The sequence below is a fragment of the Klebsiella michiganensis genome, assembly GCF_015139575.1.
In the GTDB taxonomy this organism is placed as follows: domain Bacteria; phylum Pseudomonadota; class Gammaproteobacteria; order Enterobacterales; family Enterobacteriaceae; genus Klebsiella; species Klebsiella michiganensis.
The window spans coordinates 2,564,326-2,588,308 of sequence record NZ_AP022547.1 but is presented as its reverse complement, the minus strand read 5'-3'; the positions used below and the strand labels follow the sequence as shown (position 1 = coordinate 2,588,308).

The following is a 23,983-nucleotide window of genomic DNA, read 5'->3' as shown; positions in this document are numbered from 1 at the left end:
TTCGTCGCGCCAAAGCCGGAATAATAGCTAAACGGGACATCTCGCTTGTTATTCGTTGAGCATCTCCCCCGCCTCCATCCGGAGGAAGATGTTTCCATTTAGCGCGGCGGGTGCACGGATGTTGTCTCGAGCTTAGGCCGTTGCCCGCGACAACATCCGTACCGCTCAGCAGGCGTGTCGTTAACTTTATTGTGAGTCAGGTCATGTTTTATAAAAATGAGGTTGACCCGGCTCCTGCGCGAAAATATTTTATGCCCATGTGATATCGATTTCATAAGAACCATGGCAACCATAAAAGACGTCGCTGTAAAAGCCGGCCTGTCGGTCACGACGGTATCCCGCTTCCTCAACAATCATCCTTATATCTCTGAAGATAAAAAGGAAAAAATCCTCGCGGCCATGAAAGAGCTGGATTACGAGCCGAGCACCGTCGCGCAGCAGATGCGCGGGGTGAAAACCCACCGGATTGGCGTGCTTATCTCAAGGATAACCAACCCTTTTTTTGCCAGCCTGGTCGACGCCCTTGAAGTTACGGCACGAAAAAACGGCTATTCGGTGCTGATCGTCCAGAACCACAATAGCGCGGGCGAAGAAGAAAACTGTCTCGATCTGCTGAAGAAAAAAATCATCGACGGGCTGATCTTATGCGCCGTAGAGAGTGACAAAGACGTCATTGAGCAATATCAGAAATATGGCCCTATCCTGCTGTGCAACACCAGCATAGATAATACCACTTTGCCCGTCGTCAGAATGAACGATGAACTGGCAACCTATAACGCCGTCAGCTGGCTGCTTAACAAAGGGTATAAAAAAATCGCCTACTCCACCGGTGGCGCATTCCAGCAAAAGGGCCACGGCAGCAGAAGGAACCGCGGCTTTATTGCCGCTATGCAAGACGGACAGCAGGCGGTTAACGAGCGGTTTATTTTTCGTCATGTCCACACCTGGCGCGACGGGCAGCGCCTGGCTGAGCAAATTCTGCAGATGACGAAAAGCGAACGTCCCGATGCGATTTTCGCCGGCAGCGATGAGGTCGCCTGCGGCCTGATTTCCGCGCTATCGGCCCACGGCGTCAGCGTTCCCGGCGAACTGGCGGTCATGGGCTTTGATAACCTTCCCGTGGCGGAGATGGTGCATATTCCGCTCACTACCGTTAGCCAGCCCATTGAGCAGCTGGGCCGCATCTCTGTAGAACGCCTGCTGTCCCTGATCAACCACACGCAGTATCGCTATGACGAGGAAGACCTGAAATCGGAACTGGTTATCAGAGCCTCGGCGTAATTTTTTTTCACTCAATATGGTATCGATTTCATACTCAGGAGAAATGATGAATCAATCACAACAAAGCGCATGGTGGAAAGAATCGGTTATTTATCAGGTGTACCCAAAAAGCTTCTATGACAGCAATAACGATGGCGTTGGCGATATCCCGGGTATTATCGCTAAACTGCCGTATCTGAAAACGCTGGGCATCACCCTGATTTGGGTCTCGCCGTTCTACCGCTCGCCGGGAGCAGATAACGGCTACGATATCGCGGACTACTATGCGGTGAATCCCGATTTAGGCCAGATGCAGGACGTTGATAACCTGATTAAACAGGCTGGCGAGCTGGGCATTGAGGTAATGGTCGACCTGGTGGTTAACCATACCAGCGATGAACACCCCTGGTTTCAGGCCGCGCTGGCCGACCCTCAATCGAAATATCGTGATTATTACATCTTTAAACCCGCCGCGGCGGGCGGCGCGCCCAATAACTGGCGATCGATTTTTGGCGGCAGCGCGTGGGAAAAAGTCGCTGGCGAGGAGTGCTACTATCTGCACGTTTTTCATAAAAAGCAGCCGGATCTCAACTGGGAAAACCCGCAGCTGCGCGAGGAAATCTACGCCATGATTAACTGGTGGCTGGATAAAGGCATCGCCGGTTTTCGCATCGATGCAATTACCTTTATTAAAAAAGATCAGGACTACGCCTCTCTGCCCGCAGACGGTATTGATGGTCTGGCATCGATTAAAGCGAAATCGCGCAACCGTCCGGGCATCGAGCACTTTCTCCATGAGCTAAAAGAGCGCACTTTCCGTCGTCACCGCTGCGTAACCGTGGGCGAAGCGCCGGGCGTGCCTCTGGAAGAGTACGACAGCTATATTGGGCCAGACGGCTACTTTAATATGATTTTCGATTTTCACGCCGCCGATATTGATGTCGAAAACGGTTCTGAATGGTTTAAGCAGCGCGACTGGAACGTTCGCGAATTCAGGGAGGCGCTATTTGCCAGCCAACGGGCCTTTTGCCAGGCCGGCTGGGGAACGACGTTTATTGAAAACCACGACCAGCCCCGCGCGCTGTCCAAGCTCATCCGCGACGCGGATTATCAAAATGACGTTGGTGCCAAAGCGCTGGCCGCGATGTACTTCTTTATGGCCGGAACGCCGTTTATTTATCAGGGCCAGGAGCTGGGGATGAAAAATTTCCGCCGACAATCGATCGCGGAATTTGACGATATTTCCAGTATTGATAACTACCACCGCGCCCTGGCGGAAGGTTTCTCTGAACAGCAGGCGTTAGGCTTTATCAACCAGCGCTCGCGGGACAATTCGCGAACGCCCTTTCCGTGGTCAGATAGCGCCAACGGCGGATTTAACCGGGGCGCGCGGCCCTGGCTGGCGTTTTCCGCAGCTGACTTCAGCGTCAACGCGCAAAGCCAGATAAACGATTCGGATTCAGTATTCGCGTTTTACCAAAAGATGATCGCCTTGCGAAATAAGCACTATCCGCAAACGCTGATCTATGGTTCATTCGCCGCCATAGAAGACGTTGACGATCGCATCATTGCCTACGAACGGAGAACGGCGACCGAGCGTTTTATCTCGATAACCAATTTAAGCGCACAGCCTCTGCCCTTTACGCTCCCGGCGGGTGAGATTGTCCTCAATAATTATGCCGACGCTGAGACTCCCCTGAAACCCTATCAAACCCTTCTCGTTAAGGAATGAGTCAAATATGAACAACTATAAAAATATCGCCGTTGAGATCGTGAATATCATCGGCAAGGAAAATATTGCCTCAGCCACCCACTGCGCCACCCGTTTACGTTTACAGGTAAAAGATCGACAGAAAATTGATGATGATAAAATCCGCAATATTAGCGAAGTCAAAGGCGTATTTTTTAATGCTGGCCAGTATCAGATAATCCTCGGAACCGGGATCGTCAATAAGGTTTACCAGGCGTTTGTTAACGAATTCCAGGTTGCCGAAATCAGCAAGGATGAAATGACGAAGCAGAGTACGGGCCGGTTACAGCGGGGAATTCGCAATTTATCAGACGTGTTTGTGCCGATTGTCCCGGTACTCGGGGCCACCGGCCTGTTTCTCGGCCTGAAGGGGGTCATTTTTAACGATACCGTCCAGGCGTGGTTTGGCGGCAGCGTTCATCAGGTTCCGGTGGCGCTGCAAACGCTGACCACGGTGCTTTGCGACACCGCTTTCGCCTTTCTGGCGGCGTTTATTTGCTGGTCGGCGTTTAAGAAATTTGGCGGTACGCCAATTATCGGCTTCTTAATCGGCCTGATGCTGGTCTCCCCCGCGCTGCCGAACGCCTATGACGTGGCGTACGGCAACAGCAGCCCAATTTATGTATTGGGTTTTATTCCTCTGGTCGGCTATCAGGGGTCTATTCTGACCGCCCTGATCACCGGCATTATCGGCGCTAAGCTGGAAATTTTTTTCCGCCGGGTGATGCCCAACTCGATGGATCTGATTTTTACGCCGTTTATCGTCATCCTGATTGCGGTGGCCATCGCTTTACTGGTTTTAGGGCCGCTGGTGCATGCGTTTGAACATTATGCCGTGATGGCTATTCAGCAATTTCTGACGTTGCCTGCGGGTATTGGCGGTCTGTTAATCGGCTTCATCTATCCCATTGCCGTGATGACCGGGATGCATCATATGTTTATTATGATTGAAACCTCGCTGATTGCCGGTACCGGGTTTAATCCATTAATTACGGTGTGCGCGATGTACGGCTTTGCCAACGCCGCCGTATGTCTGGCTATTTCACTGAAGGCGAAAAATATCGCGTTTAAAACCGCCGGGATTTCCGCGACCATTACTCAGCTATTAGGCGTTTCGGAACCGGCTTTATTCGGTATCGTGATGCAATCCGGGCTACGGGCGATAATGGTGATGCTCACCAGCTCGGCGCTGGGCGGCATGGTGCTGTCGCTATTGTCGATAAAAGCGAACTCATACGGTCTGGCGGTCCTGCTGTCGCCGCTGATGTATCTCTACGATCGCTATCAGTTTGTTACCTATATTACCGTCGGACTCGCGGTCTTTATTTTTGCCTTTATTATCACGTTCATTTTTGTCAAAACCGATAAAGCGACCAAAGAGGCCTGAAAAAAAATAAAGCCCAACTATTAATTTAACACCCCAATAAACATCCCATTTTAATGGCACAGTAACCTGTGCTCTGCGCCCGCGCGTCCAGAGCACAGCTACCCCTGTACAGGTATTAATGATGAAAGCCTATATGCTTACGCTCTGCGCGCTGGCTTTGCCAGCATCCGCCGCTGCGGCGGATACGACCCTGAATGAAATTAACGCCCGACTCGAAAGGCTTGAGGCCGAATTAAAACAGTCGCGCATCCAATTACAGGATGCGACGCGAAAAATAGACGCTGCGGAAAAAAGAGCGGCCAGCGCCGAAAAAAACGCGGCGCGCGCGCAAGAAAGATTACAGTTTGTCGAACAGCAAACCGAGCAAGACCTGGCGCGAATAAAAAGTAAACCGTCGCAGCCTCTTATCGCACAAGAGAAGGATCGGGAGATTAAATTCGGCGGCTACGCGCGCAGCGGAATATTGACCAGCAAAGGCACCACCAGCACCGCAGGCCCCTCTCTGACGCCTGCGGGCAGTACCGGCGGCAGCGTCGGGCGCCTGGGCAATGAATCAGATACCTACGTAACCGCCGATATCAACTACCGGCGAAAATATGATAATAACAGCCAGCTGCGTTATTACATGAAAATCGCCGAGTGGGATAAAACGTATAATACCGACAGTTCATTCAACGGTCAGATGAACGTACGGCAGGCGTTTGTCGAAATGAGCGATATGCCTTCGTTTAGCGGCGCATTTAAACAGGCCACGCTGTGGGCCGGCAAGCGTGAAGACCGGGATAACTTTGATATTCACTGGCTTGATTCCGATATGATGAATTTAATCGGTACCGGCGCAGGTATTTATGACGTGAACTTGTGGGGCGATATCAAAACCAATCTCGCCGTATACGGGCGTAATTTCAACGATATCGATACGATGGACAACGTTGAATATAACAACATGACCGGCGCGGATAACACCTATATTCAAAACTACACCTTCTCGCTGAATAACCGGCTGGACAGCTGGCAGTGGATGCTCAACGGGTTATACTCGCAGGACAACGATAAACGCATTAACGATGGCCTGGCGTCGGATAAAGCGGCCTCGCAGGGGTTCAACACCATGCTGGCGTACCATGGCGACAGCTTCTACGGCCTGCGTCCCGGCAGTACCAAAACGGCCCTGCTTTATGGCCGCGCGCTGGGAGCGGAGGTTCGCGGCCCGGGCTCCGACGGCTATCTGATAAACCCGGCATGGACCGTCAAGTTTGCCTCTTACGGGACAACGTCCCTCACCGACAGGCTGAGCTTCGCGCCGCTGATCGTCGCCCAAAGCAGCAATAGCCGCTATATCGATTCAGACCATTACGACTGGGTGACCCTGAACGCGAGAATAATTCAGCAGATTAATCAGAACTTCGCCCTGCAGTACGAAACCAGCTATCAGTATATGGATATCGATCCGAAAGGCTTTAATGGCAACAGAGCTGCCAGCGGCAGCTATTACAAGCTGACGTTTGCTCCTACTTTCAAGATGCAGAACGTGACGGACTTCTTTGAACGCCCGGAAATCCGCTTTTTTGCCACCTGGATGCGCTGGGACAAATCGCTGGATGACTACTCCTCGACGGACACCTTCGGCAGCGCCGGATACCATAGCGCGGGGACGTTATTCTTCGGCGCCCAGCTCGAAACCTGGTTCTGAAAGCCTGCCTCTTTGACTAACCCCGAGGAAGAGGCGCGCCAGTAATTGGCCCTCTTCCTCATTTTGAACCACAATTATTGGGCCAGATTTCCGTTACCCGGAAATGATCTATCGTGGAGCTTTTCAACTGGCGGAAGGCCACCGACAACAAATGTGATAACAACAACGGCGGGTCAGTCATTATGAAGAAAATTGCCATTATCGGCGCAGGTCCAACCGGAATTTATACCCTGTTCTCATTACTCAAACAGGGCGAGCCGCTGGACGTGTCAATTTACGAGCAGGCCGAGGAAGCGGGCGTGGGCATGCCCTACAGCGATGAAGAGAATTCGCGCATGATGCTGGCCAATATCGCCAGCATTGAAATCCCCCCCATTCAGAGCACCTATCTCGACTGGCTGAAAGCCCAGAGCAGGACGCACCTTGCGCGCTATGGCGTGGATTACGACGCTTTGCACGATCGTCAATTTTTACCGCGCATCCTGCTGGGTGAATACTTTCGCGACCAGTTTCTTGCGCTGGTCGGAGAGGCCAGGGAGCAGGGCTTTCGCATCCGGGTCAATGAGTCCTGCCGGGTCAGCGACCTGCAGGCGACCGAAGAAGGGGTCAGACTGTGGGTCGAGGATGAGCCGGTCGCTGAAGCCTTTGACCTCGCGGTGATCGCCACCGGACACGTCTGGCCCGATGAAGAAGAGTCGACCCGCACCTGGTTTCCCAGCCCGTGGTCTGGCCTCATGGAGGCCAGCATTCCCCCCTGCCGGGTGGGCATTATGGGCACCTCGCTAAGCGGAATTGACGCCGCGATGGCCGTCGCCGTCCAGCACGGTCGGTTTATCGGGTCTGACGATGACGCCCTCGCCTTCAGGCTGGACGAGGCAAGCGAGGCGCTAAGCATCGTGCTGATGTCGCGCTCCGGCATTTTGCCGGAAGCGGATTTTTACTGCCCCATTCCCTGGGAGCCGCTGAGCATCGTCAGCGAAAGCGCGATGGAACAAGCCATCGCCGCGGGCAGCGACGGTCTGCTCGATCGCGTCTTTGAGCTGGTGGCGCAGGAAATCACGCTTGCCGACCCCCTATGGAGCGAAAATATCGCCCTTCACAGCCTTAACGCCGACAGCTTCAGCGAGGCGTGGTTTGCTAAACGCCAGAAGCATAATCCGTTCCACTGGGCGCTGGATAACCTTGAAGAAGTTGAGCGCAACAAGCGCGCGCGATATACGGTTCCCTGGCGCTACGCGATCCTGCGGCTGCATGAAGCCGTTCAGGCGATGGTGCCTCACCTTAATGACCATGACCGGGAGCGTTTCAAAAATGGCCTTGCGCGGGTCTTTATCGACTGCTATGCCGCCATTCCTTCGGAGTCTATCCGCCGGCTGCTGGCGCTGCGCGAAGCGGGCGTCATCAGTATTCTCGCCTTAGGGCATGACTATGAGATGGCGGTAGAGCAGGAAAAAACGGTGATTACCAGCGAACAAAATCGCTATACGTTTGATGTGTTTATTGATGCCAGAGGGCAAAAGCCACTGAAAAATAAAGATCTTCCCTTCCCGCATTTAAGGGAGCAGCTGCTGGCGACCGGAGAAGAGATTCCTGAGGTCGGAGACGACTATACGTTGCGGGAACCACCCGAAGTACGCGGGCGCATCGCGTTCGCCGCCATTCCCTGGCTGATGCACGACCAGCCTTTCGTTCAGGGTATCACCGCCTGCGCGGAGATCGGCGCGGCGATAGCGAAAGCGATATCCCAGCCGGCAAGCCGCTCGCGCAGGCGTTTGTCCCCGCTCGATCTGTAGGAAAGAAAAATAGCCGCCCGTTGACGGGCGGCTATTGTTAACGCTTTTCAGGCTGGGGATGCCAGGGATCTTTTTTATGATCTTCGCTGTCGTCTCTTTTACGCGGCACTTCCCCCTGCTCGCGCGGGTCCTCTTTCGACGGATGACGGCCCCGCTTATCCGGGTCGGCTGGATGCTGTACGGACATCAATTCCTCCTGCTTGAGCGGTTATTTCTGGATCCGGTCCACCCGCACTACCGGCGGCGTCATTTTTTTATCGAGGCTGCCGTTGATGCTGATCATCTGATCGGGCTTCACTTCGCGGCCATCAAAAACCGCGGCGGGGATAACCACTGCGATGGTGTCGGTTTTATCGCGAAAGCTATAGCGGTCGTTACCGTGCTGCTCGATAAGATTGCCGCGTAATGAGATGGTTGCCCCATCGTGCATTTCCAGGGCCTGGCGCACGGTCATAATTCGTCCGTCCTCCGTCCCGCGGTAGCCATCGTCAATTTTATGCGGCGGCGGCGGAGCGGCATCTTTTTTAAATCCCCCGTCGTCCGCGGCATAAACGCCCTGAGCCATCAGCGCACAGAAAATAACGGGCAGTAATTTTTTCATCAACCATACCTCCGGCATATTTTTGTCTTGTCTTAATAAGTCTGGTTGCTGATGTTCATTTTCACAAGTTCCGTACCTAATGAGTCGCCCGGGAAATATTTTTAACGACTTCACCGCCCGCGTAAATATGCGCGCCGGACAGCATTAAAAAGGCGCTAAATATACCGTCAGGCTTGCGATAGAATAATCCTAAAATGCCAAACGCCGCTGGTGCCTCTCATTTTGAAAAGTTTCCCGGCAATCAGTAAATTACCGATGGGAGAGGAATCAAAGCGCCAAAATTATAACAGCGAAGCCGTTCAATTATTCTTCAATATTCCACGGCAGGCTGACCAGGCAACTACGCTTACTCTTTTAACACGAGGAGGTCAGTATGAGCGACAACGCTAACAATACCGCGAAGTATCCCCGTCCCCCCTTTGTTGACCAGCCGCAATCGCCTCCGGGTCTTGCCGAAGAGATGAAGCCGCAGCCGGATCACGGTGAGCTGAGCTATGTCGGTTCCGGTCGGCTCGCCGGTAAACGCGCCCTGATTACCGGCGGCGATTCCGGGATTGGGCGCGCGGTCGCGATCGCCTTCGCCCGCGAAGGCGCCGATGTGGCGATAAACTATCTGCCGGAAGAGGAGTCCGATGCGGAAACCGTGATTGCCCTGATTCAGGCCGAAGGACGTACAGCCGTCGCGATTCCGGGAGATGTGCGCGACGAATCCTTCTGCGAAACCCTGGTGGAACAGGCCGCCAGCGAACTCGGCGGGCTGGATATTCTGGTCAATAACGCCGGACGCCAGCAATATTGCGAATCACTGGAAGAACTCACTACCGCCGACTTTGACGCCACCTTCAAAACCAACGTTTATGCGGCCTTCTGGATCACCAAAGCCGCCCTGCGACATCTTAAAGAACACAGCGTGATTATTAATACTTCATCCGTCCAGGCCTTTAAGCCGAGCCCCATCCTGCTGGACTACGCGCAAACCAAAGCCTGCCTGGTGGCGTTCACGAAATCGCTGGCCAAACAGCTGGGGCCGAAGGGTATCCGGGTAAATGCGGTCGCCCCCGGTCCCTACTGGACGGTGCTGCAGTCAAGCGGCGGCCAGCCGGATGAGAAGGTGCGTCAGTTCGGCGCCGATACGCCGCTGGGGCGTCCCGGGCAGCCGGTAGAGATTGCGCCGCTGTACGTTACCCTTGCCTCTGATGCCTGCTCCTTCACCTCCGGCCAGGTATGGTGCTCCGACGGCGGCGACGGCGTGCTGTAAATCCCGCGCGGCGGCGCGCCTCTCAGCGGTGCGCCGTCGTCTTAAGACAGGCGAGGTATTTCTGCGCTGAGTCCAGAACGATCTGCCGGGCATTTTTGGGGACGTTCTGCCCCTTAAAGGCGCCGTACAGCGCCCCGAAAGGCGTATCGCCCAGACGTTCAACGATCTTCTCCACGCTGGCGGCCGCCAACGGCAGCAAATTGGGATAGCTCCACATAAACGAAACGGCGCGCGCCCCCGGCGTCACCTGGATAATATCGCCCGCCAGCATAATACCGTCATCTTTCGCCCAGTGCAGAACGGTTCCTCCGGCGAAATGGCCTCCCAGGCGCAGCAGCCGCACCGCCGGGAGGATCTCCAGCGCATCTCCTTCCCATAGCGTGATGGCCGAGCTATCGCGCATAATCCATTCGCGATCGCTGGCGTGGAGATAAATTCGCGCATTAAAGGCGTCGGCCCAGTCCTGCATCGTGGTGTAGTAATGAGGATGGGAGATGGCGATCGCGTTTATCCCGCCCAGGGCGGTAATCAGCGTTTTGCTGGCGGCATCAAGATTGGCGATGCAGTCCCAGAGAATATTCCCCTGCGGCGTGAGCAGCAGAAACGCGCGCTGATCGATTGCAAATTTCGGTACCGTCCTGACGCTCAACAGCCGATCGTTATGCTGCTGCCACGTATTCGTATGCGTCTCGCTCAGATCGTCTGGATTGATCCAGACCTGCCCGCTGGGCGGGACGTACTGGCGTTCATCCTCACAGATACGACAATGGTTCAGGGTGTTGCCGCGATCGTCATAAGACGTCCCGCAGGTTGCGCACAGCTTAATCATCACTTCTCCTTAAGAAATCATTCAGGAAGCCGTAATGAGTATGGCAGACAGGAAATTTATGGCAGGAGGTGAGCATCTCAGGGCTTCCGTGCCCTGAAAGAGAAGTTTATTCGAAATAAACGTCAGGGTTTTCCGACAGCGACACAAAGGTTTTGCTGTTTTTATCCAGCGCGCGAATGTCACCGCTTTCAATATCGTAGAACCAGCCGTGCAGACGCAACGTGCTATCCCGCAGACCCACGGCAACCGACGGGTGGGTTTTAATATTGTTCAGCTGGGCGATAACGTTTTCCTGCACCATACCGTTGACTTTATCGGTCTCGTTGGCCCAGGTTTTCTTCTCCACGACGGCTTTCGCCGCATCGGAGTAGCGCAGCCAGTGGGAAACGGCAGGCATGGGGTCCAGGCACTGGCAGGTGGCGATGGCTTTCATCGCGCCGCAGTTGGAGTGGCCGCAAATGACGATATCGGTCACGCCCAGGGCCACGACGGCATACTCGATCGTCGCGGAAACCCCGCCCGGCTCAGGACCGAAAGAGGGCACGATATTCCCGGCATTACGGATCACAAACAGCTGGCCCGGCTCCTGCTGGGTCACCAACTCCGGCACCAGGCGGCTATCGGAACAAGAGATAAACAGCGCTTTAGGATTTTGGCTGGAGGCCAGGCTGCGGAAGAGCTCTTTACGTTGCGGGAAAATCTCTTTCTGGAAGTTGAGGAAGCCCTCAATGATATGTTGCATAGCAGTGTCTCTTTTCTCTGTTTTAATGACGATATGACAAAGATCACATTTAGCCAGTTTATCACCGACGCGCGAAATGGGAATCGTTATTCGAACAGGCGATGAAACATCGCGCCGTAAAGTCGGGTGACAGCGCGCTAAAGATTGTTTATTTTTTGACGGTGAAACAATCATGAGCGGGAGCCGGATGCGACTTTAGCGCTCAACATCAACCAGGAGCGTTTATGTTTTTATCCAGCCTGATGGCCATTGCCGCCGTACTCATTATGGGCGTGATCAGCCCCGGCCCAAGCTTTATTTACGTGGCCCGCAACGCCGTTGCGCGCTCAAGGATGCATGGTCTGGTCACCGCGCTGGGAACCGGGACGGGGGCGGCTATCTTTTCGATTATGGCCATGATGGGGCTGCAAAAAGTGCTGACGGCAGTGCCGGAAATGTTTATTGGCCTGAAGGTCGCGGGCGGCCTCTATCTGCTCTGGCTGGGGTATAAAATCTACCGCGGCGCGGCGCAGCCGATGGATTTTGCGGCAGGCGGCATGGCGGCGGAACATTCCCTGCTGAAAACCTTCCGCGATGGCCTCTATACCCAGCTCAGCAACCCAAAAACGGCGCTGGTGTTCGCCTCTATTTTTACCGCCCTGCTGCCGGAGCGTATCCCGCTGGCCTTTTACTATATCGTGCCGCTGATGAGCTTCCTGATTGACGTCAGCTGGTATTCGCTGGTGGCCCTGGTGCTCTCTTCCGCGCGACCGCGCAGCGTCTACCTGCGCATGAAGCGTAAGATCGATATCGTCACCGCCACGGTGCTGGGCGCGCTCGGCCTGCGCCTGATTGCCACTTCGCTGTCAAAGTAGGTCAGCAAACCGTTTAAACGGTATAAATACGAATATCGTGTTCGCTAAACGCGTCGCGATATTCGCGACTGATATTCTCCTCGACCACCAGCACGTCAATGGCGCTGCTTTCGACCACCACAAAGCGCGCCACCGCCGGGATTTTGTCCGAGGTCAGGCCGACGATGATTTCGCTGCACTGTTTTATCACCGCTTTTTTAAATTCACAGTCGGCGTAGTCAAAGCCCGTCAGACCGGACTCAGGCGCCATGGCGCAGCCGCCGATAAATCCCTGATCGAAGAGCATGCCCTGAATCTGCGCCACGGCGGAGGCGCCCACGCAGCCGCCGCTGGCCCGCTGGATCTGACCGCCAAGCATCACCACGTCATACAGCGGTTTTTTGAGCAGTACGGCAGCGATCTCGGGAGAATTCGTGACCACCGTTAACGCCAGCTCCGCCGGCAGCGCTTCCGCCATCGCCAGGTTGGTGGTGCCGGTATCGATAAAAATGCAGCCGCCGGGCTTCACCAGCTTTGCGCACTTCTGCGCGATCCTGCTTTTTGTCGCCGTATTTTTCTCTTTGCGCTCGCTATAGTCCCCCGCCTCCGGCAGGGTCATCACCGCGCCGCCGTAGACCTTTTTACAGTACCCTTCGCGGCTAAGTTCATGTAAATCACGGCGAATAGTATGCTCGGAGACGTTAAGGCGGCTGGCGAGTTCGGCGCAAACCACCCTGCCGTTCTCTTGCAGGATCTGGCAAATAAGCGCTTGTCGTTGTTTAGGAAAAGCAGCATAATCGAGCACAAATAACTCCTGATAAAATCTTTATCGAGCAACAAAGTGCATGATCGTGCATTCAGCCCCTGACTGTCAATACACCCTATAAAGAGGTTTGCTATGAAAATTGCCCACATCGCCCTATGGACCCGCCAGCTTGAGCAACAGGCCCGCTTTTGGGTGGCCTTCTTCGACGGCGAGATTAATGAGAAGTACTGCAGCCAAACCAACCCGGGCTTTGAGTCCTTTTTTGTCAAGATTGGCAACGGCATTGCCATTGAGCTGATGACCAAGCCGGGGCTTGTCGCGCAGACGGCGGATAACAACCACACCGGCTGGGTACACCTGGCGATTACCGTTGGCGGCGCTGAAAAGGTCAATACGCTGGCAAACCGCGCCGCCGCGCAGGGGATTCTGGTCTCGCCGCCGCGGACCACCGGCGATGGCTATTATGAAGCGGTGATTAAAGACCCCGATGGCAACCTGATTGAAATCGTCGCATAGTATCAGGCACTGACTCAACAGGAGACGCCCGTGGCCAACTATCGCGTAATCGACAAACAAAACTGGCCGCGTAAAGATCATTTTGATTTTTATCGCGGTTTTGCCAACCCCAGCTTTAATCTCTGCGTTCCTGTCGAGGCGCAGCGGCTATATGAGTGCGCGAAAGATCGCGGCGTCTCGTTTTTCCAGCTGGCGCTCTACGCCCTGGTTCGCGCGGCGAACGGGGTGCCGCAGCTGAAACAGCGGCTGCTGGGCGACGATATTATCGAATATGACCAGCTGGCGGTAATGACGCCGGTGATGACCGCCCAGGAAGGCTTTCGCCAGGTCTGGTGCGACAACGCCGCCGATTTTGCCGCCTTCAGCCATGCCGCCACGCCGAACATTGAAGCGGCGAAACATACCGCGCCGGCGCCGCTTATCGTCAACGGCGAGAATTTCTTCTGCGCCAGCTGCCTGCCGTGGCTGCATTTCAGCGCCATCACTCACGCGGAGTATTACGTCGGCGCGGCGGTGCCCGCCCTCACCTGGGGCAAGCTGAAAAACGGCATTATCCCGGTGGCGGGCAAATTCAATCACGCCTTTGTTGACGGCCTGCACGCCAGCCGCTTCTTTGCCCGAGTCGAAGAGGGGTTCGCCGAGCCGGAGACCCTCTGGCAGGCAGAATAAATATCGTCCCTGTCATTCCCCTGCCCCGACCTTTCCCGGGGTGGCTTCCCCTCCCTGCGCTGCTGCAAATCCAACACGCGGGTTGCCTCAGGTTGCAATTGCAGCAGCCCGCGCGCTTTCCACAAAACCTATCTCACTGATTAATAAACATTAAAAATGAAATGCGTTCTGGCATAGCCTTTGCTTTAGCTGTCATATAACCCACAGGAATTATTAACTATTTAGATAGTTATTTTTTGCATATACCGTTTATTGAACCGTGAGATGTGACTATGCCCGACGAAAAACTAACCCTTCGCTATACCCGCCAGACGCCAAAGGCATACGTTATCCGCAGCGATGACGAAGCGATCGCCATCGCCCATGAGATCGCGGCGGTACTGCAGCCCGACGCGGCGCAACGCGATCGCAGCGGCAGCGTGCCGCCGGAGATTATCGATACCTACTCCAACAGCGGCCTGTGGGGGATTACCGTCCCGCGGCAGTGGGGCGGCGCCGAGGTTTCTGCCGCGACGCTGGCTCAGGTGATTGCGATTATTTCCGCCGCCGACCCGTCGCTGGGGCAAATCCCGCAGAACCACTACTGCCTGCTGGAGGATATTCGTCTGCAGGGCAGCGAAGCGCAGCAGGCCTTTTTCTTCGCTCAGGTGCTGAAAGGCTATCGCTTCGCCAATGCCCTTTCTGAGACCGGCGGTAAGACGGTGCTTGATATCCGCACCCGCCTGGAGGCCAGCGATCGCGGTCTGCGCATCACCGGTCGTAAAGGATACTGCACCGGATCTCTTTACGCCCACTGGATCGGCATTCTGGCGCTGGATGCGGAGAATAACGCGCAGCTGGCGTTTGTTCCGCGCGAATCTGCAGGGCTGACGGTCATCGACGATTGGGCCTGCCTCGGCCAGCGCACCACCGCCAGCGGGACGGTCCTGGCGGAGGATCTGGCCGTCGAGCCTTTCCACCTGTTCCCGACGTGGAAATCCTACGCGACGCCAACCCTTGCCGGGCCGTTTGCCCAGCTCACCACCGCCGCCATCGATCTGGGGATCGCCCGCGCGGCGCTTAGCGATACGGTAAGCTTTGTCAGCGAATTCGCCCGGCCGTGGATTGATGCCGGCGTTGAGCGCGCCAGCGAAGATCCGCTGACTATCTATCAGATAGGCCAGCTTGACAGCCGCCTGGCGGCCGCCGACGCGCTGCTGGAGCGGGCCGGGAAGGTGCTCGACCGGTATAAATACGATCTGAGCGAGGATAACGTCGCCCAGGCGTCTATCGCCGTGGCGCGCGCCAAGGTCTTTACCACCGAAGCGGCGCTGGAAGCCGCCAGCCGCCTGTTTGAGCTTAGCGGCACTCGCTCGACCAGCATCGCCCTCAATCTTGATCGCCACTGGCGCAACGGGCGCGTCCACACCCTGCACGACCCGGTGCGCTGGAAATATCAGCTGCTGGGCAACTGGGTGCTCAACGGCATTCGTCCGCAACGCCATGACTGGAACTGAGATGAACCGCGCGCTGGCTTTTTTCGCGAATATCGACTGGGGCGACGTGGCGCAGGCCAGCGTCGATACCTTGACCATGCTGGGCTGGTCGCTGGGCTTTACCGTGCTGATTGGCCTGCCGCTGGGGATTGTGCTCTATCTCAGCGGCCAGCCTCGCCTGCTTCACGCGCCGCGCCTCTATCGCCTGCTGTCGCTGGGGGTCAACGTCCTGCGATCGCTGCCGTTTATCATTTTATTGATCGTGATGATCCCGGTGACGACGCTGATTACCGGCACTTCGCTCGGCGTTGAAGGCACCATCCCGCCGCTGGTTGTCGGCTGCGCGCCCTTCTTTGCCCGGCTGGTCGAGACCGCGCTGCGCGAGGTGGAGCACGGCCTGGTGGAGGCCAGCTGGTCGATGGGCGGCAACGCCTGGCAGCTTATCTGGCACACCCTGCTGCCGGAGTCGCGCGCCGGGCTGATTGCCGCCGTGACCGTGACCGCGATTTTACTGGTGGATTACACCTCGATGGCCGGGGTCATCGGCGGCGGCGGGCTGGGCGACCTGGCCATCCGCTTTGGCTATCAGCGCTTCCAGACGGACGTCATGGCGATTACCGTTCTGCTGCTGATTGCGCTGGTGCAGATAGTACAAATGAGCGGCGATCGTCTGGTGAAGGCGATGAGCCGCAAATAACAATAGCTTCAGGAATAAGACAATGAAAAAAACAATCCTCGCAGCGGGGCTTCTGGCCCTTTTCTCCCTGTCCGCCAGCGCCAATGAGACGCTGACCGTGGGCGCAACGCCGGTCCCCCATGCCGAAATTCTCGAGTTCGTGAAGCCCGAGCTGGCGAAACAGGGGGTCGTTCTGAAAATTAAAGTCTTTAACGACTTTATCCAGCCTAACCAGCAGCTAGCGGAGAAAAATCTCGACGCCAACTACTACCAGTACCGCCCTTTCCTTGATAACTACAATCAGACCCGCCATACCCATCTGCTTCCGGTGGTTGGCGTGCATATTGAACCCTTTGGCGCTTATTCGAGTAAATATAAAACGCTCAAAGAGGTACCGGATGGTGCCACCGTTGCCATTCCGAACGATCCGGTGAATACCGGCCGCGCGCTGGTGATGCTCAGCAATGCCGGGCTGATTACCCTGAAAAACCCGCAGGATCCGCAGTCGGCGACCAAAGATATCACCGCTAATCCGCACCATTTTAAAATTCGCGAGCTGGAAGGCGCAATGCTGGCGCGGGCGGTGAATCAGGTCGATCTGGCGTTTATCTTCGCCAACTATGCGCTGGAGGCCGGAATTGATACCGACAAGGCGCTGCTGGTGGAAAAAGGCAGCGACCTGTACGTCGAGTATCTGGTGGCGCGTCCCGACAACATCAACGATCCCGGCATTCAGAAGCTGGCGAAAGCCCTGAACTCAGACCGCGTGCGCAGCTTTATTCTCACCCGCTATAAAGGCAAAATTTTGCCCGGTTTTTAATCGCCGGATGTTCATCGGCAGCCTGCGGGCTGCCGCTTAATTTCGTTAACAGAGCCGCTATCGTGACGCAAAAACCCAACGCCACAACGCATATTCAGCTAAGCCAGATAAGTAAAGCCTACCCCAACGGCGTGCAGGCGCTGCGGGATATTAATCTGCAGATCGCGCAGGGAGAAATCTTCGGCATTATCGGGCGCAGCGGCGCCGGAAAATCAACCCTGCTGCGCCTGTTCAACCGCCTGGAAAATGCCGATAGCGGTGAAATTATCATTCACGGCGAGCATACGCGGCACTACTCCCGCAGCCAGCTGCGCGACCTGCGCCGCCGGGTCGCGATGATCTTCCAGCACTTTAATTTGATGGCCACCAAAACGGTGGCGCAGAACGTTGAGCTGCCGCTGAAAATGGCCGGGGTACCGCGAGCGGAGCGGCGGCGACGGGTCGATGAGATCCTGGCGCTGGTCGGCCTCAGCGCCCTGCGCGACAGCTGGCCGGCTAAGCTTTCCGGGGGACAAAAGCAGCGTACCGGCATCGCCCGCGCGCTGGTTACGCAGCCGGAGATCCTGCTGTGCGACGAAGCCACCTCGGCCCTCGACCCGGAAAATACCCTTGCGGTGCTGAAACTGCTAAAAGAGATTAATCAGCGCCTCGGTCTGACCATCGTACTGATCACCCATGAGATGGACGTCATTCGCACCCTCTGCGACCGGGTCGCGGTGCTTGAGCGCGGAGAAATTATCGAACAGGGGGAGGTGTGGCGAGTATTTGGCCATCCCCGGCACGAAGTCACCCAAAGCCTGCTCGGCACGCTGCACCATGACCGCCCGGACGAGCGTCCGCCGCTGAGCGGAAACCAGCAGCTGGTCACGCTGCATTTTGACGGCAGCAGCGGACATGAACCCAACTTACAGCATATCGCCGCGCTGCTGGGCGACGATGCTCGCCTGCTTTACGGCAGCTGCGAGCAGATTCAGGGACGGGTGATTGGCCAGCTGCGGGTACGCCTGGCGACACCGCTGGCAAATCAGCGCTTAGCGCAGCATGCCGGCTGGGTAGCAGACCGCCTGACCTTCTCCGGCGAACCGACAGCAGAGAATGCTGGCGCTTAGCGCAAAAATGACAGATTAATGCTGAATTATTGCTAATGCTAAATCGCTATAAGCCATAGCTTTTCGGTGTTAGACAGTGCGCGGTGCGCCTCTTATCTTTCGTCATGATTTGTAAATATTTTACGCAATTCTTTGATGAGGGAGCACTTTTGTCCAGACTACTGCACGGGTTAAAAACCAAACAGACGCGGTTCGCGCTTGCTCTGAAAATCGCGTTGCTCGGCGGCGCGGTGGCATTTTCTTCGGTCGCCATCGCCGACGACATTTTAAAAGAAGGGATCACCCCGGCCAGCGATGCCAGCCAGATCCCCGCCGCCGCGAAGCTGCGCAAAGATACCGTCGTGGCCGGCATCTCCGAGCCGCAGGGCATTTTTAACCCCTACTTTTTCGTCAACGGCTGGGATGAGAACGTCACCAACGTGATTTTCTCTCGCCTGATCGACTGGGACAGCCACGGCAATCTGGTACCGGGCCTCGCCGAAAGCTGGACGGTGAGTCCGGATAACAAGGTCTACACCATCAAGCTGCGCCCCAACCTGACCTTTAGCGACGGTTCGCCGCTGACCGCCGACGATGTCGCCTTTACCCTTACCGTGCTGCTGGATCCGAAATATGACGGCGATACCGATATCACGCTCGCCAATATTGCCGGCGGCGCGGAGTACAAAGCGGGGAAAGCCGATAGCGTCAGCGGTCTGAAAGTGCTTGACCCCTTAACGCTGCAGGTGACCACCACCCAGCCGGGCGCGACGACGCTGGCAAAAATTGGCGGCCCGGTCCTATCCAAAGCCTATTACGGCAAAGGCTACCAGCGCGGCAACCTCGACTATCTGCGCACCCTGCACGGCAAACCGCTGGGCAACGGTCCCTACGTTTACGACAAATACATCCCCGGCCAGGAGATTCGTTTCCACGCCAACAGCCATTTTTATCGCGGTACGCCGCCCACCCCGCGCTTTATCTATCGCGTGACCAACCCGTCAACCAACTTCCAGCTCTTCCAGACGGGTGAAACCGACTACGACGCCTTTACCTCGCGTCCTGACGATATCGAACAGCTGAAAATGCTCGGCTTTGCCAACATCAACCTTTACGGCTCCAGCGACTACAGCCAGGTGGAATTTAACGTCCGCCGCCCGGCGCTGAAGGACGTGAAGGTACGCCAGGCGCTGATTTACGGCCTCGACCGCCAGAAGCTGATTGATGTGGTCTACCAGGGCTACGGCAAGGTGGCGATTGAGCCTATCGCGCCGATCTCCTGGGCCTGGAACGCCGACGGGGTAAACCCGTATCACTACGACCCGGCGCAGGCGAAAAAGCTGCTTGACGAAGCCGGCTGGAAACCGGGGCCGGACGGTATCCGCGTTAAAGAGGGCAAACGCCTGGAGTTAACGCTGCTGGTGAGCAAGAAAGTGCTCAACGATGCGCTGATCCCCATCGCCAAAGAGAACTGGCAGCAGATTGGCGTCCTGTTAAAACCGCAGGTCGTCGATTTCAACGCCCTGATGGCGCAGCGTAAGTCGGGTAATTACGATCTGGCGTCGTTCAGCACCAGCACCCTTAACGACCCGCATGATGGCGTGTGGGATTTTTACAGCGCGGAAGCGAAAGAGTCCGGCTATAACAACCCGCAGGTCGATAAGCTGATTACCGAAGGTAACTCGGTGCTCGACGTCGAGAAGCGTAAGCCTATCTACCACCAGCTGTATCAGGTACTGGCGCAGGACCCGCCGGTGATCCTTCTCGGCTACCGTGAAATTCTCTCGGCGAGCAGCGCCCGGGTCACCGGCTTCAAACCGGATATCTACAACGGCCTGACCGGCAGCCTGCCGGATGTCAAAATCGTTAAGTAAATCCCCGGCCGCCGGGATGACCGGCGGCTGACGTGAGAATGTCATGAGAAATTTCATCCTGAGACGGCTGCTGCAAACGCTGCCGATGCTGCTGCTGGCCTCCTTGATTATCTTTATGCTGTTTGCCAAAACGCCGGGCGATTTTATCGACGGCAATATCACCCTCACAGCCGCCCGCGCCGCCGAACTGAAAGCCATTTACGGCCTGGATCAGCCGCTGCTCACCCGCTATATCCACTGGCTCGGCCAGCTGCTGCGCGGCGATCTCGGGTTTTCGCTGCAGTACCAGATCCCGGTCAGCCAGCTGCTCAACCAGTACATCTGGAACTCCTTCCTGCTGGCCAGCGTGGCGCTGGTGTTTTACTGGGGAATTGGCCTGACGGTGGGCGTGGTCTCAGCGCTGAAGCCCAATTCTGCGTTCGATCATCTGGTGAGCGTCGCGGTGTTCGCCGCCATGTCGTTCCCGACCTTTTTTCTCTGTCTGCTGCTCATCAAGTGGTTCGCCGTCGACCTGCACTGGCTACCGGTGGGCGGCATGACCAATACCGGCAGCGACGACAGCGGCTGGGAGTATGTGCTGCAGGTCGCCGCCCATCTGGTGCTGCCGGTACTGGCGCTGGTGATGCTCCAGGCGGGCAGCCTGACCCGCTATTTTCGCGCCAGCATGCTCGACGTGGTGAAAATGGATTTTATCCGCACCGCCCGCGCGAAAGGGCTGCGCGAACGCACGGTTATCCTGAAGCACGCCCTGCGTAACGCCCTGCTGCCGATCATCACCCTGCTCGGCTTCGAGCTGCCGGGGCTGTTCTCCGGGGCGATCATTACCGAAAAAGTGTTTAACTGGCCGGGGGCCGGGCATATTCATATCGATTCGCTGGCCGCCCGCGACTACCCGGTGTTAATGGGCTTTACCCTGTTTCTGGCGGTGCTGACCATTCTTGGCAACCTGATTGCCGATGTGCTTTACGCGTGGGTCGACCCGCGCATTCGCGTGAGGTCCTGATGCTCAGCTCTCTGTTTTCTGCTAACCGACGCCTGCGCAAGGCGGAAATCCCGGCGCTGGCGCAGGTGACCCCATCCCCCTGGCGTCAGGCCTGGCAGGCGCTGCGCCGCAATCGCCTGGCGATGCTGTGCCTGCTGCTGCTGGTCGTAATGGCCCTCTGGTGCATACTGGGGCCGCTGTGGTCGCCGTGGAAAGACGATGCCACCGACGCGCTGATGATTAACAGGCCGCCCGGCGCGGAACACTGGCTGGGTACCGACTTTCTCGGTCGCGATATTTACACCCGCCTGCTGCTGGCCGGGCGCATTTCGCTGATCATCGGCCTGCTGACCATGCTGCTGTCGGTCACCCTTGGCTATCTGCTCGGCGCGCTGTCGGGCTACGCCGGCGGCCTGACCGATAAACTTATTATGCGTTTTGCCGATCTGGTGATGACTATCCCCGGCCTGCCGCTGCTGATTGTCGCGGGCGCGATGCTCTCGGAGCTCGATTTCTCACCGGACTCACGCATCTATATGGTGGTGATTATGCTGAGCCTGCTGGAGTGGCCGAAGCTGGCGCGTCTGGTACGCGGGCAGTGCCTCTCCCTGCGCGAGCGCGACTTTATGCTGGCAACCCAGGTGCTGGGACTGTCGGCGCGACGCCGTCTGTTTGGTCATCTGCTGCCGAATACGGTACCGATTCTGGTGGTCATGGCGACCATGGCGGTGGCGAACGCCATCCTCAGCGAGTCGGCGCTCAGCTACCTCGGGCTTGGCGTGGTACCGCCGACGCCGTCGTGGGGCAATATGATGGACGCCGCCAACAGCCTGATCGACTTTCAGCGCCGGCCCTGGCTGTGGATGCCGCCGGGGATCGCCATTTTTATCACCGTCATCGCCATTAACGTGCTGGGCGACGGCCTGCGCGACGCCATGGACCCTAAAATGAAACAGAGGCTGAAATGAGTCGCGCATTAATCACCTTTAATCAGCTTTCGGTCTCTTTTGCCGCCGACAAAAACCGGGTACGCGCGGTACAGGATGTGTCGTTCACTATTCGCGCCGGGCAGACCGTTGGCGTCGTCGGCGAATCCGGCTGCGGCAAAAGCGTCACCGCCATGTCGTTAATGGGTCTGCTGCCACCGCAGGCGGCGCGCATTGACGGCGGGGAAATTCTTTTTGAGGGCCAGGACCTGCTGCGGCTGAAAAACGCCCGTATGGCCGACCTGCGCGGCAATCAGCTGGCGATGATTTTTCAGGAGCCGATGACCGCCCTGAATCCGGTACTCACCGTCGGCGAGCAGCTCTGCGAACCGCTGATTCGCCACCGCGGCGAGCCGCCGAAGGCCGCATGGCGGCACGCTACCCAGCGCCTGACGGATGTCGGGCTGGCGCGCGCGGATAGCCTGATGGCCAGCTATCCGCATCAGCTTTCCGGCGGCATGCTGCAGCGGGTGATGATTGCCATGGCGCTGAGCTGCCAGCCGAAGCTGCTGATTGCCGATGAGCCGACAACCGCCCTGGACGTCACCGTGCAGGCGCAGATCCTGCGCCTGCTGCGCGACCAGGCGCGGGCCAACCGGATGGCGATGATGCTGATTACCCACGATCTCGGGGTTATCGCGCAGATGGCCGAGCACGTTGTGGTGATGTACGCCGGGCGTATCGTCGAGCAGGGCGCGACCGCCGCGATTCTGCGTCACCCGCAGCATCCCTATACCCAGGGGCTGATTGCCTCGCGGCCGGTGCCGGGGGCGCGGCGCCGACGCCTCTATTCAATCCCCGGCCAGGTGCCGGACCTCGCCGCCCTTCCCGCCGGATGCGCCTTTGCCGAGCGCTGCGCAAAAGCCACCGCGCGCTGCCGACAGAGCATTCCGCCGCTGTCAGGGCAAGACCGGCAGGCCGCCTGCTTTTACAGTGAACTTTCGGAGTCCGTGACATGAGTCATGAATACGTGATTGAAGTGGATGGGCTGAAAAAACACTTCCCGCTGCGCGATGGGCTGTTCGGTCAGCAGACCGGCGTACTGCGGGCGGTGGATGGCGTGAGCTTTAAGATTCGCCGGGGAACGATTTTTGGCCTGGTGGGCGAATCCGGCAGCGGGAAAACCACCGTTGGCCGTACGCTACTGGGGCTGTATGAGAAGACCGCCGGCAGCGTCAAGTTTCGCGGTCAGGAACTTGCCGAACTGCCGCCGCGGGCAATGCGCGCGCTGCGGCCCAAAATCCAGCTGGTGTTTCAGGACCCCTACAGTTCGTTAAACCCGCGCATTCGCATCGGCGACGCCATTGGCGAAGCGATGCTGGAGCACAAGCTCTGTCGCCGGGCGGAGCTGTATGACAAAACCCTTGAGGTGATGCGCATCTGCGGGCTGGCCCCGCAGCATTACAACCGCTTCCCGCACGAATTTTCCGGCGGCCAGCGTCAGCGCATCGGCATTGCCCGGGCGCTGATCTTAAACCCGGATTTTATTATTGCCGATGAGCCGATTTCGGCCCTCGATGTGTCGATTCAGGCGCAGATTATTAATCTGTTTTCCGATCTGCGCGACGATCATGGGGTGACGTTTTTGTTTATCTCCCACGATCTCGGGGTGGTAGAACATCTCTGCGATGACGTGGCGGTGATGTATCTCGGGCAACTGGTGGAGACTGCCAGCCGCGATGCGCTATTCAGCCGGCCTTTGCATCCCTACACCCGGGCGCTGCTGGCGGCGGTACCGACCCTCGATCCGGACAGCGAGCCGGTCGCGGTGGTACAAGGTGAAATTCCCGACCCGTCCCGGCCGCCTTCCGGCTGTCGCTTTTCCTCCCGCTGCCCGCAGGCCAGCGACCGCTGCCGTCGCGATATTCCACTATTAAGGGAGGTCGCCGACGGCCACCACGTCGCCTGTCACGCGGTTTAGCGCCAGCCAGGCTTCGGACCATAAAAAAACCGCCCACAGGGGGCGGTTACTTGCGCAAGAGCGA

23 protein-coding genes are annotated in these 23,983 nt (G+C 57.0%); 18 read left to right on the top strand and 5 right to left on the bottom strand.

Translation table 11 applies throughout. The annotated features are described in order from the left end of the window. Positions 1 to 282: 282 nt before the first annotated feature. From JLG71_RS12135 to JLG71_RS12115, 5 genes are all read left to right on the top strand, one after another. Complete coding sequence (locus JLG71_RS12135; protein ID WP_004851570.1) at positions 283 to 1,281, top strand: LacI family DNA-binding transcriptional regulator; 999 nt, start codon at positions 283 to 285, stop codon at positions 1,279 to 1,281. A 43-nt stretch (positions 1,282 to 1,324) separates the two neighbouring features. Continuing rightward, a complete protein-coding gene (locus JLG71_RS12130) occupies positions 1,325 to 2,992 on the top strand; it encodes a glycoside hydrolase family 13 protein (protein WP_224385049.1) in 1,668 nt (555 codons plus the stop codon). A gap of 7 nt (positions 2,993 to 2,999) precedes the next feature. Continuing rightward, on the top strand, positions 3,000 to 4,397 hold the full coding sequence (locus JLG71_RS12125; protein WP_025105851.1) for a PTS transporter subunit EIIC: 1,398 nt from the start codon (positions 3,000 to 3,002) through the stop codon (positions 4,395 to 4,397). A 118-nt stretch (positions 4,398 to 4,515) separates the two neighbouring features. Continuing rightward, a complete protein-coding gene (locus JLG71_RS12120) occupies positions 4,516 to 6,090 on the top strand; it encodes a carbohydrate porin (protein WP_102803294.1) in 1,575 nt (524 codons plus the stop codon). 182 nt (positions 6,091 to 6,272) lie between these two features. Continuing rightward, entirely contained in the window at positions 6,273 to 7,883 is a 1,611-nt protein-coding gene (locus tag JLG71_RS12115; protein WP_142274057.1) for an FAD-NAD(P)-binding protein, read from the top strand. Positions 7,884 to 7,920: 37 nt separating this feature from the next. Here JLG71_RS12115 and JLG71_RS12110 read toward each other — a convergent pair whose 3' ends face one another. Further along, complete coding sequence (locus tag JLG71_RS12110; protein WP_004851580.1) at positions 7,921 to 8,070, bottom strand: hypothetical protein; 150 nt, start codon at positions 8,068 to 8,070, stop codon at positions 7,921 to 7,923. Positions 8,071 to 8,091: 21 nt separating this feature from the next. Next, positions 8,092 to 8,484, bottom strand: a complete 393-nt coding sequence (locus JLG71_RS12105; RefSeq protein ID WP_200914248.1) for a YdeI family stress tolerance OB fold protein — start codon at positions 8,482 to 8,484, stop codon at positions 8,092 to 8,094. 373 nt (positions 8,485 to 8,857) lie between these two features. On the opposite strand from JLG71_RS12105, the gene JLG71_RS12100 reads away from it, so the two are divergent. Beyond that, the gene (locus JLG71_RS12100; RefSeq protein WP_064377232.1) at positions 8,858 to 9,742 is read left to right on the top strand and encodes an SDR family oxidoreductase; all 885 of its coding nucleotides are present in this window, start codon (positions 8,858 to 8,860) and stop codon (positions 9,740 to 9,742) included. Positions 9,743 to 9,764: 22 nt separating this feature from the next. Here JLG71_RS12100 and JLG71_RS12095 read toward each other — a convergent pair whose 3' ends face one another. Both JLG71_RS12095 and JLG71_RS12090 read right to left on the bottom strand, forming a co-directional pair. After that, positions 9,765 to 10,571, bottom strand: coding sequence for an MBL fold metallo-hydrolase (locus JLG71_RS12095; RefSeq protein WP_200914243.1), 807 nt, complete (start codon positions 10,569 to 10,571; stop codon positions 9,765 to 9,767). 106 nt (positions 10,572 to 10,677) lie between these two features. Then, positions 10,678 to 11,313 (bottom strand): carbonic anhydrase, encoded by a 636-nt coding sequence (locus JLG71_RS12090; protein ID WP_004119381.1) that lies wholly within the window; start codon positions 11,311 to 11,313, stop codon positions 10,678 to 10,680. 224 nt (positions 11,314 to 11,537) lie between these two features. Between JLG71_RS12090 and JLG71_RS12085 the strand changes: the two genes are divergently transcribed. After that, positions 11,538 to 12,167, top strand: a complete 630-nt coding sequence (locus JLG71_RS12085; protein ID WP_014229623.1) for a LysE family translocator — start codon at positions 11,538 to 11,540, stop codon at positions 12,165 to 12,167. 13 nt (positions 12,168 to 12,180) lie between these two features. Here the strand turns inward: JLG71_RS12085 and JLG71_RS12080 are convergent, their stop codons facing one another. Next, positions 12,181 to 12,951 (bottom strand): DeoR/GlpR family DNA-binding transcription regulator, encoded by a 771-nt coding sequence (locus JLG71_RS12080; RefSeq protein ID WP_004851588.1) that lies wholly within the window; start codon positions 12,949 to 12,951, stop codon positions 12,181 to 12,183. A gap of 93 nt (positions 12,952 to 13,044) precedes the next feature. Here JLG71_RS12080 and JLG71_RS12075 point away from each other — a divergent pair, with 93 nt between their 5' ends. The 11 genes from JLG71_RS12075 (at position 13,045) to JLG71_RS12025 (ending at position 23,919) form a co-directional block, all read left to right on the top strand. Beyond that, positions 13,045 to 13,428: a VOC family protein gene (locus tag JLG71_RS12075; protein WP_200914241.1), complete on the top strand. Its 384-nt coding sequence runs from the start codon at positions 13,045 to 13,047 to the stop codon at positions 13,426 to 13,428. 30 nt (positions 13,429 to 13,458) lie between these two features. After that, positions 13,459 to 14,097 (top strand): CatA-like O-acetyltransferase, family 1, encoded by a 639-nt coding sequence (locus JLG71_RS12070; protein ID WP_025105858.1) that lies wholly within the window; start codon positions 13,459 to 13,461, stop codon positions 14,095 to 14,097. A gap of 272 nt (positions 14,098 to 14,369) precedes the next feature. Next, positions 14,370 to 15,593, top strand: a complete 1,224-nt coding sequence (locus JLG71_RS12065) for an SfnB family sulfur acquisition oxidoreductase (RefSeq protein ID WP_047723712.1) — start codon at positions 14,370 to 14,372, stop codon at positions 15,591 to 15,593. A gap of 1 nt (position 15,594) precedes the next feature. Beyond that, positions 15,595 to 16,269, top strand: coding sequence for a methionine ABC transporter permease (locus JLG71_RS12060; RefSeq protein WP_049102267.1), 675 nt, complete (start codon positions 15,595 to 15,597; stop codon positions 16,267 to 16,269). A 22-nt stretch (positions 16,270 to 16,291) separates the two neighbouring features. Next, on the top strand, positions 16,292 to 17,068 hold the full coding sequence (locus JLG71_RS12055; protein WP_047723710.1) for a MetQ/NlpA family ABC transporter substrate-binding protein: 777 nt from the start codon (positions 16,292 to 16,294) through the stop codon (positions 17,066 to 17,068). A 62-nt stretch (positions 17,069 to 17,130) separates the two neighbouring features. Beyond that, complete coding sequence (locus tag JLG71_RS12050) at positions 17,131 to 18,177, top strand: methionine ABC transporter ATP-binding protein (protein WP_048262240.1); 1,047 nt, start codon at positions 17,131 to 17,133, stop codon at positions 18,175 to 18,177. Between the two features lie 149 nt (positions 18,178 to 18,326). After that, positions 18,327 to 20,030, top strand: coding sequence for an ABC transporter substrate-binding protein (locus JLG71_RS12045; protein ID WP_048262242.1), 1,704 nt, complete (start codon positions 18,327 to 18,329; stop codon positions 20,028 to 20,030). Positions 20,031 to 20,073: 43 nt separating this feature from the next. After that, on the top strand, positions 20,074 to 21,033 hold the full coding sequence (locus JLG71_RS12040) for an ABC transporter permease (RefSeq protein ID WP_009652083.1): 960 nt from the start codon (positions 20,074 to 20,076) through the stop codon (positions 21,031 to 21,033). After that, positions 21,033 to 21,980 carry an oligopeptide ABC transporter permease gene (gene opp4C / locus JLG71_RS12035; protein ID WP_004851599.1) on the top strand — a complete coding sequence of 316 codons (948 nt, stop codon included), beginning with the start codon at positions 21,033 to 21,035 and terminating at the stop codon, positions 21,978 to 21,980. The genes JLG71_RS12040 and opp4C overlap by 1 nt, the downstream gene beginning before the upstream one ends. Continuing rightward, a complete protein-coding gene (locus JLG71_RS12030) occupies positions 21,977 to 22,957 on the top strand; it encodes an ABC transporter ATP-binding protein (RefSeq protein ID WP_048262246.1) in 981 nt (326 codons plus the stop codon). Before opp4C ends, JLG71_RS12030 begins: the two co-directional genes overlap by 4 nt. Next, complete coding sequence (locus tag JLG71_RS12025) at positions 22,954 to 23,919, top strand: ABC transporter ATP-binding protein (RefSeq protein WP_025105867.1); 966 nt, start codon at positions 22,954 to 22,956, stop codon at positions 23,917 to 23,919. Before JLG71_RS12030 ends, JLG71_RS12025 begins: the two co-directional genes overlap by 4 nt. Positions 23,920 to 23,983: the final 64 nt, after the last annotated feature.

What these genes read in the sequence shown, in the direction of transcription:
- JLG71_RS12135 (WP_004851570.1), top strand. Translation starts at nt 283, where the DNA reads ATGGCAACCATAAAAGACGTCGCTGTAAAAGCCGGCCTGTCGGTCACG.
- JLG71_RS12130 (WP_224385049.1), top strand. Translation starts at nt 1,325, where the DNA reads ATGATGAATCAATCACAACAAAGCGCATGGTGGAAAGAATCGGTTATT.
- JLG71_RS12125 (WP_025105851.1), top strand. Translation starts at nt 3,000, where the DNA reads ATGAACAACTATAAAAATATCGCCGTTGAGATCGTGAATATCATCGGC.
- JLG71_RS12120 (WP_102803294.1), top strand. Translation starts at nt 4,516, where the DNA reads ATGATGAAAGCCTATATGCTTACGCTCTGCGCGCTGGCTTTGCCAGCA.
- JLG71_RS12115 (WP_142274057.1), top strand. Translation starts at nt 6,273, where the DNA reads ATGAAGAAAATTGCCATTATCGGCGCAGGTCCAACCGGAATTTATACC.
- JLG71_RS12110 (WP_004851580.1), bottom strand. Translation starts at nt 8,070, where the DNA reads ATGTCCGTACAGCATCCAGCCGACCCGGATAAGCGGGGCCGTCATCCG.
- JLG71_RS12105 (WP_200914248.1), bottom strand. Translation starts at nt 8,484, where the DNA reads ATGAAAAAATTACTGCCCGTTATTTTCTGTGCGCTGATGGCTCAGGGC.
- JLG71_RS12100 (WP_064377232.1), top strand. Translation starts at nt 8,858, where the DNA reads ATGAGCGACAACGCTAACAATACCGCGAAGTATCCCCGTCCCCCCTTT.
- JLG71_RS12095 (WP_200914243.1), bottom strand. Translation starts at nt 10,571, where the DNA reads ATGATTAAGCTGTGCGCAACCTGCGGGACGTCTTATGACGATCGCGGC.
- JLG71_RS12090 (WP_004119381.1), bottom strand. Translation starts at nt 11,313, where the DNA reads ATGCAACATATCATTGAGGGCTTCCTCAACTTCCAGAAAGAGATTTTC.
- JLG71_RS12085 (WP_014229623.1), top strand. Translation starts at nt 11,538, where the DNA reads ATGTTTTTATCCAGCCTGATGGCCATTGCCGCCGTACTCATTATGGGC.
- JLG71_RS12075 (WP_200914241.1), top strand. Translation starts at nt 13,045, where the DNA reads ATGAAAATTGCCCACATCGCCCTATGGACCCGCCAGCTTGAGCAACAG.
- JLG71_RS12065 (WP_047723712.1), top strand. Translation starts at nt 14,370, where the DNA reads ATGCCCGACGAAAAACTAACCCTTCGCTATACCCGCCAGACGCCAAAG.
- JLG71_RS12060 (WP_049102267.1), top strand. Translation starts at nt 15,595, where the DNA reads ATGAACCGCGCGCTGGCTTTTTTCGCGAATATCGACTGGGGCGACGTG.
- JLG71_RS12055 (WP_047723710.1), top strand. Translation starts at nt 16,292, where the DNA reads ATGAAAAAAACAATCCTCGCAGCGGGGCTTCTGGCCCTTTTCTCCCTG.
- JLG71_RS12040 (WP_009652083.1), top strand. Translation starts at nt 20,074, where the DNA reads ATGAGAAATTTCATCCTGAGACGGCTGCTGCAAACGCTGCCGATGCTG.
- opp4C (WP_004851599.1), top strand. Translation starts at nt 21,033, where the DNA reads ATGCTCAGCTCTCTGTTTTCTGCTAACCGACGCCTGCGCAAGGCGGAA.
- JLG71_RS12030 (WP_048262246.1), top strand. Translation starts at nt 21,977, where the DNA reads ATGAGTCGCGCATTAATCACCTTTAATCAGCTTTCGGTCTCTTTTGCC.
- JLG71_RS12025 (WP_025105867.1), top strand. Translation starts at nt 22,954, where the DNA reads ATGAGTCATGAATACGTGATTGAAGTGGATGGGCTGAAAAAACACTTC.